This is a genomic window from Cryobacterium sp. PAMC25264 (assembly GCF_019443325.1).
Lineage (GTDB): Bacteria > Actinomycetota > Actinomycetes > Actinomycetales > Microbacteriaceae > Cryobacterium.
The window spans coordinates 3,612,741-3,625,346 of sequence record NZ_CP080383.1 but is presented as its reverse complement, the minus strand read 5'-3'; the positions used below and the strand labels follow the sequence as shown (position 1 = coordinate 3,625,346).

The 12,606-nt window shown below is 68.4% G+C and carries 10 protein-coding genes; all 10 read right to left on the bottom strand.

Annotated elements, in window-relative coordinates:
* Window positions 1-17: 17 nt before the first annotated feature.
* The 10 genes from KY500_RS16985 to KY500_RS16945 all read right to left on the bottom strand — a co-directional run bounded on the left by KY500_RS16985 (window position 18) and on the right by KY500_RS16945 (window position 12,495).
* Window positions 18-1,514 carry an ABC transporter substrate-binding protein gene (locus KY500_RS16985; protein ID WP_219901536.1) on the bottom strand — a complete coding sequence of 499 codons (1,497 nt, stop codon included), beginning with the start codon at window positions 1,512-1,514 and terminating at the stop codon, window positions 18-20.
* A gap of 86 nt (window positions 1,515-1,600) precedes the next feature.
* Window positions 1,601-2,008 (bottom strand): DUF1684 domain-containing protein, encoded by a 408-nt coding sequence (locus tag KY500_RS19560; protein WP_370626940.1) that lies wholly within the window; start codon window positions 2,006-2,008, stop codon window positions 1,601-1,603.
* The gene (locus KY500_RS19555) at window positions 1,912-2,373 is read right to left on the bottom strand and encodes a hypothetical protein (RefSeq protein ID WP_255579966.1); all 462 of its coding nucleotides are present in this window, start codon (window positions 2,371-2,373) and stop codon (window positions 1,912-1,914) included. Before KY500_RS19555 ends, KY500_RS19560 begins: the two co-directional genes overlap by 97 nt.
* 143 nt (window positions 2,374-2,516) lie before the next feature.
* Window positions 2,517-4,853: an alpha-xylosidase gene (gene yicI / locus KY500_RS16975; protein WP_219901535.1), complete on the bottom strand. Its 2,337-nt coding sequence runs from the start codon at window positions 4,851-4,853 to the stop codon at window positions 2,517-2,519.
* A complete protein-coding gene (locus KY500_RS16970; protein ID WP_219901534.1) occupies window positions 4,850-6,949 on the bottom strand; it encodes a beta-galactosidase in 2,100 nt (699 codons plus the stop codon). Before KY500_RS16970 ends, yicI begins: the two co-directional genes overlap by 4 nt.
* Window positions 6,950-7,041: 92 nt before the next feature.
* On the bottom strand, window positions 7,042-8,043 hold the full coding sequence (locus KY500_RS16965) for an aldo/keto reductase (protein ID WP_219901533.1): 1,002 nt from the start codon (window positions 8,041-8,043) through the stop codon (window positions 7,042-7,044).
* A gap of 11 nt (window positions 8,044-8,054) precedes the next feature.
* Complete coding sequence (locus KY500_RS16960; RefSeq protein WP_219901532.1) at window positions 8,055-8,924, bottom strand: carbohydrate ABC transporter permease; 870 nt, start codon at window positions 8,922-8,924, stop codon at window positions 8,055-8,057.
* Window positions 8,921-9,889 carry a carbohydrate ABC transporter permease gene (locus KY500_RS16955; RefSeq protein WP_219901531.1) on the bottom strand — a complete coding sequence of 323 codons (969 nt, stop codon included), beginning with the start codon at window positions 9,887-9,889 and terminating at the stop codon, window positions 8,921-8,923. Before KY500_RS16955 ends, KY500_RS16960 begins: the two co-directional genes overlap by 4 nt.
* 122 nt (window positions 9,890-10,011) lie before the next feature.
* Window positions 10,012-11,316, bottom strand: coding sequence for an ABC transporter substrate-binding protein (locus tag KY500_RS16950; RefSeq protein WP_219901530.1), 1,305 nt, complete (start codon window positions 11,314-11,316; stop codon window positions 10,012-10,014).
* A 156-nt stretch (window positions 11,317-11,472) separates the two neighbouring features.
* Window positions 11,473-12,495: a LacI family DNA-binding transcriptional regulator gene (locus KY500_RS16945; RefSeq protein WP_219901529.1), complete on the bottom strand. Its 1,023-nt coding sequence runs from the start codon at window positions 12,493-12,495 to the stop codon at window positions 11,473-11,475.
* Window positions 12,496-12,606 lie beyond the last annotated feature (111 nt).

The window sequence follows — 12,606 nt, the reverse complement described above, 5'->3', positions numbered from 1 at the left end:
GGGGCCAGCCGTGCCGGTTAGTTCAGGGCGATGTCGTAGACGAAGAACTGCGAGTTGAGCCCGTTGACCGGGTATCCGCTCACATCACTCGCGGCCACGACGATCTGCGGGTAGAGGTACAGCCAGACGCTCGCGGCATCCTGGGCGATCTGCTCGTTGACGAGTGTGAGCTTGGCGGTCTGTTCGTCCGTCGTGGTGGACGCCTCGGCGTCGGCAACCCACTGGGTCACCTGCGGGTTGTTGTAGCCCCAGTAGAAGTCGGGGTTGCCGTACCAGACCACGTCGCGGTCGTTGACGTGTTCCTGCAGCGTCGCGGTGAAGTCCTGGGCCTTGTAGACCTTGGTGTACCACTCGTCGGCGCTGATGGTGTTGATGTTCACGGTCACGCCCACCTTGGCCAGCTCGCTCTTGACGAACTCGGCCACCACGGGGTGCGGGTCGTAGCTGGGGGTGTCCAGGGTGAACTCGAAGCCGTCCGGCGCTCCGCCAGAGGCCAGCAGCTGCTTGGCCAGGTCGGGGTCGTAGGGGTTCACCTGGGTGAGGTCCTCGTACCAGGGGTCGGTCGGGGGCACCATCGACCCGATCAGAGTGCCGTAGTGGCCCCAGATGGAGTTCAGCAGCTTCTTGGTGTCGATGGCCGAGTAGAGCGCCTTCCGCACGTCCGCGTTGTCGAAGGGGGCGACGCGGTCGTTGAAGACCAGGATCTCCTTGGTGGTGGAGTCGCCGTCGCTCACGACATAGTCGGCGTTGTCGGTGAACTGGCTGAGCGCATCCGGGCTCTGCACGCTCGTGACGATGTCGACCTCGCCGGTGAGCAGGGCGTTGCTCAGCGCGGTGGCGTCGGTGAAGTAGTTGAACACGACCTCGCTGTTCACGGCCGCGTCGCCCCAGTAGCCGTCGAAGCGGGTCAGGCCGAGCGAGCTGCCGCGCTTCCAGTCACCCAGCGTGTACGGGCCGGTTCCGTCCTCCGTGCTCTCGAGGTCGGTGGCGTCGGCGTTGATGATCCAGACGTAGCTGAGGTTGTAGATGAAGGAGATCGAGCGCTCGGCGAGCGTCACGACGACCGTCGCATCATCCGGCGTCTCGATACTCGTGATCGCGCCGAAGCTGCTCTTGCGCGCGGACTGCGAGTCGTCGGCGAGCACGGCGTCGATGCTGGCCTTCACGTCGGCCGAGGTGAGCGCCTTGCCGGAGTGGAACGTCACGCCGTCCTGCAGCGTGAAGGTGTAGGTGAGGCCGTCGTCGCTCACGGTATTGCTCGCGGCGAGCAGGGGTTCGACGCTGCCGTCGTCGGTGAGCGTGAAGAGACCCTCGTAGACGTTGCCGTTGAACGCCTCGGTGACGCCCTGGCCGCCGCCGCCGAAGTTGCTCAGGTTCTGCGGCTCGTACAGCGATCCGATTTCGATCGTCGCGTCGCCGGCGGATGCGGTGGACGCGTCGGTGCCGCTGGCGCAGCCGGCCAGCAACAGGGTGGTTGCGAGGCCGAGCGCGACGAACGCGATGTTCTTTTTCATGGTGCTCCTGGGTGCTGTGTGCGGGGTGCGTGATGCGGGGGTGACGTGCTGGGGGATGGTGAGATGCCGGCGGCCGGCGGGCCGGGCTAGAGGGTGTAGATGTCGAAGTCGCCGCCGAAGACGACCTCGCGCTCGCCCGCCTCGATGGGCCCGGTGAAGCGGTTCTGCGCCGGCGGCAGCGGACAGTTGTACTGCACCGAGAATCCGCAGGGCGGCACGAAGGCCCGGTTGAAGTCCAGCGTGACCGGTCCGGCGTCGCCGAAGCCCAGACCATCCGCCGTCTCGGGGCGCCGCACGAACAGGAAGCGACCCGACGAGTACGTGGCGGTGTCGCCGGTCTGCCGGTTGGTCGCGTCGCCGAAGACCAGCAGCAGGGTGCCGTCGTCGTCGAAGGCGCTCAGCGAGTAGTCGACGCCGTCGCGGCTGAAGGTGATGTCGCCCGGCACCGGGAGCTGGCGGCTGCCGCCGTTGTCGCGGATGTGCTCGAACGGGATGGTACGTTCCGCCGCGACCGGGTGAACTCGGCGTCGATGACCCACTCGGGGTTGTGGTCGAAGGCCGAAATCTGCTCGAACGCCGCGATCGCGGGGCTCGCGGAGTCCCAGAACCGCAGACCGTGCTCGGGCTCATCGCTGTCGAGGTTGCGTCGGGTCAGGCGCGTCACCGTGACCGTGGCGGCGGCCTCGGCCGTGGCGTCGGCGAACGCGGCGTCCGGGTCGGTCCCCTCCGCCAGCCACCGGGTTTCGATGAGGGCGAGGTTGCCCGTCGCTGCCGTCACGGACCGTCGCCGGGCGGCATGCCAGCGGCCCAGGGAGGCGGCGGCATCCGAAGCGGTGGGACGGGCGGAAGGGACGGTCATGACGATCTCATTTTCTCCTGGCACGGAGGGCGCGACACAATCGCGTGTCGTCCCATGACACGTGACAGCTTTCCCGGGCACCGGATTATTCCGGCTACACCGGATTGAGTGCGCCCGGAGAGGCGCGGAACCGCTCCGAGGGGCTAGGTGGTGAGAACGGCCGTTCCTCCCGTCGTGGCCACGCTGTCGCCGCCGGCCAGGCGCACACGGATGTCCTCGCCATCCGTTGTGACCGTCACGGTGCCGCTGCGGCGGGTGACCGTGACCTGCAGCCGGGCGCCGGTTTCGGGGCTGGTCACCAGGGTGGTGGTCGCGCTGTCCTCGGGTGCGCCCGGGTAGACGGTGACGAGCAGGCCCTCCAGATAGTCGTAGTCCGGGCGGTCGGTGCGGTTGCCCGTGGCCAGGACGGCGCCGGCGCGGATCCAGAGCGGCAGGCTCAACACGCTGTGGGTCTCGCGGCGCCAGGCCGGTCCCTCGACCCTCTGGCCGGTGAGGTAGTTCGTCCAGGTGCCGGCCGGCAGGTAGTACTCCACGGTGCCGTCGGCACTGAACACCGGCGCCACGAGAAGGTCGCTGCCGAGCAGGTACTGACGATCGAGGTAGGCGCAGGTGGGGTCGTCCGGAAACTCCAACTGCATCGGTCGCATGAACGGCAGGCCCCGCTCGTGCGCCTCCAGGCCCACGCCGTACAGGTAGGGCATCAGCTCGAGTTTGAGTTTCGAGAAGAGGCGGGTCACCTCGACGGCCTCCTCGTCGAAGGCCCACGGCACCCGGTAGCTCGAGGAGCCGTGCAGGCGGGAGTGGCTGGAGAACATGCCGAAGGCGACCCAGCGTTTGAAGACCTCGGGGTCGGGTTTGCCCTCGAAACCGCCGATGTCGTGGCTCCAGAAGCCGAAGCCGCTGAAGGCCAGCGAGAGCCCGCCGCGGAGGGTCTCGGCCATCGACTCGAACGACGAGGAGTTGTCGCCGCCCCAGTGGATCGGCATCCGCTGGCCGCCCGTGGTGGCCGACCGGGCGAAGAGCACGGCCTCGCCCTGACCGCGGTGCTCCTCGAGCACCTCGAAGACGGCCTGGTTGTACAGCTGGGTGTACCAGTTGTGCATGGCCTCGGGCGACGAGCCGTCGTGCCAGACGACATCGGTGGGGATGCGTTCGCCGAAGTCGGTCTTGAGCGCGTCGATGCCTTGTTCCAGCAACTGGCGCAGCTTGTCCTGGAACCAGCGGGTCGCCGCCGGACTGGTGAAGTCGATCAGGGCCATGCCGGCCTGCCACTGGTCCCACTGCCACACGCTCCCGTCCGCGCGGCGCACCAGGTACCCGGCGTCGGCGGCCTCGGCGAACAGCTTGGACCGCTGGGCGATGTACGGGTTGATCCAGGCGCTCAGCCGAAGTTCGCGTTCGTGCAGTCGGGCCAGCATCCCCTCGGGGTCAGGGAAGACCCTGGCGTCCCACTCCAGGTCGGTCCAGTTGAATTCACGCATCCAGAAGCAGTCGAAGTGGAACACCGACAGCGGCAGGTCGCGCTCGCGCATCCCGTCGATGAAGCTCGTGACGGTGGCTTCGTCGTAGTCGGTGGTGAAGCTCGTGGAGAGCCAGAGCCCGTACGACCAGGCGGGCACCTTCGCGGGGCGGCCGGTCAGGGCCGTGTAGCGCTCGAGGACGTCCTTCTGGGTGGGGCCCTGGAACACGAAGTACTCCAGCGCCTCGCCGGCGGTGGAGAACTGCACCCGCTCGACCGACTCTGAGGCGACCTCGAAGGAGACGTGCTCGCTCTGGTTGACCAGCACACCGTAGCCGCGGTTGGTCAGGTAGAAGGGGATGTTCTTGTAGGACTGCTCACTGGAGGTGCCGCCGTCGGAGTTCCAGATGTCGACGGTCTGCCCGTTCTTCACCAGCGCTCCGAAACGTTCGCCCAGCCCGTAGACGAGCTCGCCCACGCCGAGGCTGAGCTGCTCGTGCACGTAGCTGCCGGCCGCGGCCAGACCCGTGCGGCTGATGCCCACCTCTCCGACCGGTTCGCTGGGCACCGGCGCGTTGTCGGCGAGGGTGACGTAGCCCACCGACTTGTGCCGGCTGGAGGTGAGCACCCGCCCGTCGGACTCGAAGCTGAGGTTCCACGGCGCTCCGGCGCTGACCCGGGCGGTGAGGCCGCCGCTGGTCAGGGTGCCGGAGGTGACGGTTCCGCCGGCCTCCTCGGTGGCGGCAACGCCCACGCCCTCCGTCGCACCGACGAGGTCGAACCCCGCGGACGGACGTCGGCCCTGGTGGTGTTCGATCCGCACCCGGATGACGCCCTCCAACGGCGAGGACAGCGTCACGGTCAGCATCGGCCGGTTGAGGATGTCGCCGCGCCGGGCGATGACCTTGGTGGGCGCGTAGACCCGCAGGGTGTCCCCGTCGTCAATGATGTCGTACGCCTCCTGGGCGTAGACGGCGCTCACGCCGGGGCGGGTTTGCCAGAAACCATCGGTGAACTTCATGCGGACGGGTCCTCCCGGATCACGGCGACGGCTCCCGCGGCAACGGATGCCCCGGGGGCGAACCTCTCACCCGTCACCAGGTCGAGTCCGCTCGCATCGAGCCGGAGCGGCCCGGCCGAATGGTTGATGGCGAAGAGCCAGCGGGCGGCCTCGGTGGCGCCCTCCGGTGCGACCGCGACCCGGCGCACCAGTTCGAGTCCCCGGTCGGCGGGCGCGACCGGGGTGATGCCGGCCCGCTCGATGAGCAACTCCAGCAGCGCACCGGTGGCCGGCCGGTCCAGGTGGGTGGACACGTACTGGGCGGTTCCGGCGCCGACCGGCCGGAGCGTGATCGCCGGCAGCCCGGCCAGCTCGCCGTCGGCGTACCGGGCGACCACGGCCGCGGCGGAGCCGTCCGGCTGGTCGCTGGTCTGCAGCAGTTCGCTCCACACCGATCCCGTCCAGGGCCCGGCGGTGATCTCGCCGGTCACGGTGACCGTGTCGCCGGCGAACAGGGGGAAGAACTCCTCGACGCGCACGCCGAGCAGATCGCGTAGCGCCCCGGGGTAGCCGCCCTCGATCACCCGGTTGTGCTCGGTGACGATGCCGGAGAAACTCGTGACGACCAGGTGGCCGCCGCCGGTGACGTAGGCGGTCAGGCGCGCCGCATCCGCCTCGGTGAGCAGGAACAGCGTCGGGGCGAGCACGGCCCGGTAGCCGGTGAGATCGACGGAGGGGTGCACGATGTCCACCTGGATGCCCCGCGCGGTCAGCTCTCGGTGCATCGTGAGCGCCACGTCGAGGGAGTTCACGTCGACGCTGGGCTTGGCTCCGCTTCGCAGCGCCATGGCCGCGTCGTAGTCGAACAGGATCGCCAGCTGCGAGGTCTGCACCCGGCTGCCCACGACCTCACGGATGTTCCGCAGGGTCGCACCGAGCGCGGTCACCTCCCGGAAGATCTTGGTGTCGGCCCCGGCATGCGGCACGACGGAAGAGTGGAACTGCTCGCTGCCGGCGGTGGACTGGCGCCACTGGAAGAACAGGGCCCCGTCGGCACCCCTGGCGATGTGCGCGAGGCTGTTGCGGGCCAGTTCGCCGACGGCCTTGGCCCGGTTGCGGGGCTGCCAGTTCACCGCCGAGGTGGAGTGCTCGATCAGGAGCCAGGGCGCACCGCCGGACATCCCGCGCACCCGGTCGGCGGAGAAGGCCAGTTCACCGTAGGTTTCCGGGTCGGTACCCATCGTGTAGTGATCGTTGGCAACGAGGTCGACCTCGTCCGCCCAGCGGGCGTAGTCCAGCCCGTTGGGGTGGTTCTGCACCATGAAGTTGGTGGTGACCGGGATGCCGGGAGTGATCCGGCGCAGCACCTCCCGCTCGGCCTGGTAGTGGCCGAGCAGGGCGTCGGAGGTGAACCGCTCGAAGTCGAGCAGCAAGGCGGGGTTGTGGCTGGTGCTCGTGAACCGCGGCGGCTGCAGCTGGTCGAACGAGGTGTAGTGGTGCCCCCAGAAGGCGGAGCCCCAGGCGTCGTTGAGCAGGTCGATGCTGCCGAACTTCCGCTCCAGCCAGACCTGCCAGGCACGGCCGGTCTCGTCGTCGTAGCTGTGCGCGTTCTCGTTGCCGAGCTCGTTGCTCACGTGCCAGAGCTTCAGGGCCGGGTGGGTGGCGTACCGGGTGGCGAGAGCCTCCACCATCCGCAGCGCGTAGCGGCGGAACACGGCCGAGCTGGGGTGCCAGCCGAGCCGGCCGCCCTGGGCGTGGCGCACCCCGTGCTGGGTGACCGGGGCGATCTCCGGATGAGCCTGTAGCAGCCAGATGGGCGGCGCGGCCGTGGGGGTGGCGAGGTTGACGCCGATCCCGGCGTCGGCGAGCAGGTCCATGATCCGGTCGAGCCAGCCCCAGTCGAAGACGCCGTCGGCGGTCTCCAGCAGCCCCCAGGAGAACACGCCGACGTTGAGCGAGTTCACCCCGGCCTGCCGCATCAGCGCGATGTCCTCGATCCACACCGACTCCGGCCACTGCTCCGGGCTGTAGTCGCCGCCGAGCGCGAAACCGTCCGCGATCCAGGGGAACCGGCTGCCGGTGGGCAGATCGGCCGAACGGGAAACGAAGTCCGTCATGGGCGGGTCACATTCTCTCTACTGGGATGCTGCGTGTGCGTGGGCGGCGCCGCGGGGCGGAGCAGATGGTGCGGATGCTGTGGACCGGCCGGTCAGGGCCAGGACGAACCCGGCGGGTCCTGCCACACGGCCGGGTCGGGCGCCAGGGCCTCGAGCTCGGCCCACAGCCCGGCCGGGATCTCGACGGCGTCGGCCGCGATCGCCTCCTGCACCTGGGCGATCGAGTTGCCGCCGACGATCGTGGAGGTGATCCGGGGGTCCCGGGTGCTGAACTGCAGGGCCGCGGCGGCCAGGCTCACTCCGGCGCGCTGGCAGGCCAGGCCCATGTCGGCGATCGCGTTGGCCATGGCCGCCGGTGCGGGGCGGTAGGCATAGCTGCGGGCCGCCTCGGGCCAGCGTGCGAGGGCACCACCGCCGTAGACGGCGGCGTTGATGACGCTCACGCCGCGCCAGACGGCTTCGTCGACCAGTTGTTCCGCTGACCGGTCCACCAGGGTGTACCGGTTGTGCGTGATCACGGCGCTGAACAGCCCGGTCTCCACGTAACGGGTGAGCATGGGCGCGGGTCCGCCGGAGATGCCGATCGCGTCGACCAGCCCGCGCTCCTGCATCTCCACCAGCGCGCGTACCGGCCCGTCGGCCGCGAAGGCCTCGTCCCAGCCGATCAGCTCGGGGTCGTGCAGGTAGAGCATCGGAACCCGCTCCAGGCCCAGCTTGCCGAGGCTCTCGGCCAGGCTGGCGCGCATCCGTTCACCGGAGAACGAGCCGGTGTCGGGGTCGCGGTCGAGCTTGGTCTGCAGCACCATGCCAGCAGGGAGAGCACCGCGGCGCCGGATCGCGTCGCCGAGGTAGCTCTCGCTCGCGCCGCCGCCATATTCGTTCGAGGTGTCGATGAACGTGATCGCCGGACCGGCGGATGGCACCCCGCCCGCATCGAGCACGGTCTCGAGGGCCTCGACGGGGCCCGCGCCGAAGCGGGCGCGCGACCAGGAGGAGGTGCCGAGGCAGAGCCTGGAGACCTCGGGGCCTCCCGTGCCCAGGGTGCGCGGCGCCGGATCGGCAGTGGCGCTGCCGTTCTCGATGGGAGTGCTCATGCTGTGGTGTCCTATCCCTTGACGGCGCCGGAGAGCAGGTCGAGTCGCCAGAAGCGCTGCAGGAACAGCATCAGGGCGATCAGCGGAATGATCGACACCGCCGCGCCGGTGATGGCCACGGAGTACAGCGCCGGGGTTCCGGATCCCTTGGACAGCAGGGTGTACAGGCCGACCGTGAGCGGGTAGCTGTTCTGGTTGCTGAGCATGATGAACGGCAGCAGGAAGTTGTTCCAGATGCCCACGAACTGCAGCATGAAGACCGTGACCATGCCGGGCAGCATCATCGGCAGGCCGATGCGCAGGAAGATCCGCCACTCGTTGGCACCGTCCAGGCGCGCCGCCTCGATGGTGTCCTGCGGTACGGCGGCCGACGCGTAGACCCTGGAGAGGTAGATCCCGAACGGGCTGATGATCAACGGCAGCAGCACCGACATCACTCCCCCGGCCAGGCCGGCCTGCGAGAGCAGCAGGTACTGCGGAATCGCCAGGGTGATTCCGGGGATCAGCACGCCGCCGAGGATCGAGTAGAAGATCAGGTTGCGACCCTTGAACTCGTACTTGGCCAGGCCGTAACCGGCCATGGTCGACACGAATGTCGACAGGAGGCCGCCGACGCCGGCGTAGAGGATCGAGTTCGCCGCCCAGAGCCCGTACTGCCCGCCGCCGTAGCTGAACAGGTCGGACAGGTTCTCCATCAGGCCGCTACCGGGCAGGAAGGAGAACGTGGTGAACAGCTCACTGGGCGACTTGGAGGTGGCGGTGAACACCCAGAGCACCGGGATCAGGCAGTAGATCGCGCCGATCATCAGGATGATGGTGGGCCAGACCTTGCCGCGGTTGGAGGCGAGTTTGGCCTTCTCGCGGGTGGCGATGGCGGTCATGACTGTGCTCCCTTGGTGCGGCGGTTGCTGATCCACAGCACCAGGCCGGACAGCGCGACCGTGCCGACGGCCAGCAGCACGGACAGTGCGGCCGCGCCGGGCAGGTCATCGGTCAGGAAGGCGTTGCGATAGATGGTCATCAGCGGAACCCAGGTCTGGCTGATGATGTCGGTCATCGGTTTGAGCGTGGTGGGTTCGCTGTAGAGCTGCAGGGCGCCGATCACCGAGAAGATCCCGGTGAGCAGGAGCGCCGGGATGACCAGCGGGATCTTCACGCGCAGCGCGATCTGGCGCTCATTGGCGCCGTCGATGCGGGCGGCCTCGTAGATCTCGGCGGGGATGCTGCGGAGTGACGTGTAGATGATGATCATGTTGAATCCCACCCCGCCCCACACGGCGATGTTGGCGATGGAGCCGAAGATGCCCGAGGACTCGAGGAACGGGATCGGCCCCCAGCCCAGGGCCTTGGTGATGTACGAGAAGGGGCTCGTGGAGGGTAGGTACATGAAGCCCCAGAGCAGTGCGGCGATCACGCCGGGAACCGCGTAGGGGATGAAGATGGCGGTCTGCCCGAACCGGGTCGCCCGCACACCAGGGGTGTCCAGCAGCAGGGCGAAGAGCAGCGCGAGCCCGAGGGTGAGCGGCACCGCGATGGCCGAGTAGAGCCCCAGGTGCCAGAAGCCACTGGCCAGGGCGGGGTCGGTGAGCACAGAGACATAGTTGTCGAACCCGGCGAAGACCAGCGACTTGGTTCCGAGGATGCCGCCGCCCTGGATCTTGTAGGACGTGAAGCTCAGGTAGGCCGCGTAGATGATCGGCACCAGCATGAACAGCACGAACAACACGACCGCCGGACCGACGAACAGGTAGGGGGCGAAGCGGGTCCGGGAGCGCGACCTCTTGCGCGGCGGTTCGGTGCGCGTCTGCGCGACCACCGCCGCCGGCGGGGCGGGAGTGAGCGTCATCGAAATGTCCTTTTCCTCATGGAGAGGGTCGGCGCCTGCGGGTCGACCCGGTGGAGCGCGAGGTCGGCTCCTCGCCGACCCTCTCGGTGCGGCTGACGCCGCGAGTGTGGTGCTGGGTGGTGCTACTTGTTGCTGATCTCGAAGCCGGCCTTCGTCATGTCGGCCACGACGATCTTCTGCACCGCGGTGAACGCGTCACGCCACGGGGTTCCCGCATTGATGGCCTTGTTCAGCTCATCGGTGAACGCGCTTTCGGCGACGTTCACATTGGGGCCCCAGGTGACGGGGATGGCGTTGGCCGAGACCGTCGCGGCGAGCTCGTAGAAGTCGGTCTGCTGCGGCATCAGGGCCGGCGGGGCGCTGGCCTTGGCGTCTTCCTGGCCGGAGATGGCTGCCGGGTAGGCGTTCTGCACGGTCAGCAGCAGGTTGGCGCCTTCCTCGCTGGCGTTGAGCCACTTGATGAACTTCGCGGCTTCGTCGGGGTGGTCCGAGTCCTTGGTGACGATGACCGAGGAGCCGCCCTGGTAGGCGACCGCGGGGTCTCCGGGGGTCCACTCGGGGAAGGCGGACATGGACCACTTGCCGACGGTGTCGGGAGCGACACCCTCGATCACTCCGGGCGCCCACAGGCCGGCCGGCCAGGAGAGCATGGTGCCGCTGTTGGCCTTGGCGTTCCACTCCGGGGTGAGGATGGGGTCGGTCGAGATCAGGTCTTCGTCGACGAGGCCCTGGAAGAAGTCTGCGACCTCGAGGGAGGCGTCGTCGGCGATGCCGACGGTCCAGGTGTTGTCCTTCACCGACCACCACTTGGAGCCGGCCTGGTTGGCGACGCCGGCGTAGAACGCCCACTGGTCGGCCGGCAGCGAGGCGAGGTAGGCGCTCGGGTCGGCCGCGCGCACGGCCGCGGCGGCGGTCTTGAACTCGGCCCAGGTGGTGGGAACCGGGATGCCCCACTGCTCGAGCAGGTCGGACCGGTAGAAGAACGCCATCGGGCCGATGTCCTGCGGGAGTCCGAAGATGTGGCCGTCGAACGTGGTCTGCGAGAGGGTGCCCTGGTCGTACTTGTCGGTCACGTCGGAGACGAGGTCGGTGATGTCCAGCGGCACATCGGCCACGATGAGGGACGGCAGGGTCGGGTATTCGACGGCGGCAACGTCCGGGGCGTTTCCGGCCCGACTGGCCGTGAGCAGCTTCGCGGAGGAGTCTTTTCCGCCGCCGGCATCGGTGTAGTTGACCTGGATATCGGGGTTGGCGGCGTTCCAGGTGTCGACGAGGCTCTGGGTATTGGGGGCCCACGACCAGAAGTCCAGGGTCACCTTCCCGCCACCGCTGTCGCCGGTCCCGCCACCGCCGGCAGAGCATCCGCTGAGTAGGACGGCACTCACGCCGATGGCCGCAACCGCGGAGAGGATCTTGCTTTTCTTCATGTCACTACTTCCTTGTAGGCACACGCCCTGGGGCGTGGTCGTCTGGTGAATCTGGGCTGTGCAGGATGCGTCGCACGCCTATCGCGAGGCTGTCGAAGCGCTTCGATAATTGAGGCGGGTCCTTTCCGGGTCTGTCGGCTCTGGGAGGGTGAAGGGCTACGCGGTCGCGGATGCGGCCGGCGGGGCCGTCGAACTCTTCCGGTGGTACACCGGAGCAATCAGTTCGACGTGGGGGTCGGTGAATCCGGCGATCTGCTGGATGGCGAGCTCGACGGCCCGCCGCCCGGATTCCTGGGAGGGCAGGGGGATGACATCCATGGGTGGAAGGAAGTGGTCGGTGGAGAAGCTGGAGCAGGCCGAGACGATCGAGAGCGCCTCCGGCACGGCCACCTCGCGCTCGCGCAGCACCTCCAGCAGGATGCCGTGGATGTTCTCGTTGCAGTTGAGCACCAGGGCGGTCATGCCCGGCAGCTGGGCCCGCAGGCCGTCCAGGGAGTCCTCGACGCCGGCCCGGCTCGCCACTGTGGTGTGGAACGCGGTCTGGATCCCCGCATCGCTCCCGGCAGCCAGGAACGCATCGCGGAAGCGCGGGGCGTAATTGGAGCCCCGTTCATAGAGCGCCTCCGCGTGGCCCATCAGGCCGATCGAGGTGTGCCCGAGCGCCACGAGGCGGCCGACGGCCAGTCGCGCCGCCCCCTCGAAGTCAAGGTCGACACAGGTGAGCCCCTCGGTGTCGTGCGGGATGCCGATCAGGGTGGTGGGCAGGCCGAGTTGGCGGATGACGTCGATCCGTTCGTCTTCCACGGTGACGTCGAGCATGATGATGCCGTCGACCAGGGAGCTCGAGGCCACCCGGCGCAGGCCCGTCGTCGCCTCGCCCTCGGTGAGCAGCAGCACGTCGTAGTCGTAGCTGCGGGCCGCGGTGACGACCGACAGCACGAAGGACATCAGCGCCGGTGGATGGGTGTCCTCGTGCATCGGGGCGGTGAGCGCGAAGATGTTGGTACGGGAGCCGGCCAGCATCCGGGCGCCGGCGTTGGGCCGGTAGCCGAGCTCGTTCACGGCCTGGGCGATCCGGGTCTTGGTGGCGGTCGCGATCGGTCGCTTGCCGGAGAGGGCGTAGGACACGGTGCTGATGGACACACCGGCGACGCGGGCTACGTCGGTGATGTTGGCCATAAGAACTCCGTCGTCTCTGCAGGATGCGCCGCGTTTGGATCAACCGTGACGCTTTACCGTAAGTCATCGAAGCGCTTCGCGCAACCCGTTTGTGGTGATCTGCAACTTATT

Coding starts and splice junctions, on each gene's coding strand:
- KY500_RS16985 (WP_219901536.1), bottom strand. CDS start 1,514: ATGAAAAAGAACATCGCGTTCGTCGCGCTCGGCCTCGCAACCACCCTG.
- KY500_RS19555 (WP_255579966.1), bottom strand. CDS start 2,373: ATGACCGTCCCTTCCGCCCGTCCCACCGCTTCGGATGCCGCCGCCTCC.
- yicI (WP_219901535.1), bottom strand. CDS start 4,853: ATGAAGTTCACCGATGGTTTCTGGCAAACCCGCCCCGGCGTGAGCGCC.
- KY500_RS16970 (WP_219901534.1), bottom strand. CDS start 6,949: ATGACGGACTTCGTTTCCCGTTCGGCCGATCTGCCCACCGGCAGCCGG.
- KY500_RS16965 (WP_219901533.1), bottom strand. CDS start 8,043: ATGAGCACTCCCATCGAGAACGGCAGCGCCACTGCCGATCCGGCGCCG.
- KY500_RS16960 (WP_219901532.1), bottom strand. CDS start 8,924: ATGACCGCCATCGCCACCCGCGAGAAGGCCAAACTCGCCTCCAACCGC.
- KY500_RS16955 (WP_219901531.1), bottom strand. CDS start 9,889: ATGACGCTCACTCCCGCCCCGCCGGCGGCGGTGGTCGCGCAGACGCGC.
- KY500_RS16950 (WP_219901530.1), bottom strand. CDS start 11,316: ATGAAGAAAAGCAAGATCCTCTCCGCGGTTGCGGCCATCGGCGTGAGT.
- KY500_RS16945 (WP_219901529.1), bottom strand. CDS start 12,495: ATGGCCAACATCACCGACGTAGCCCGCGTCGCCGGTGTGTCCATCAGC.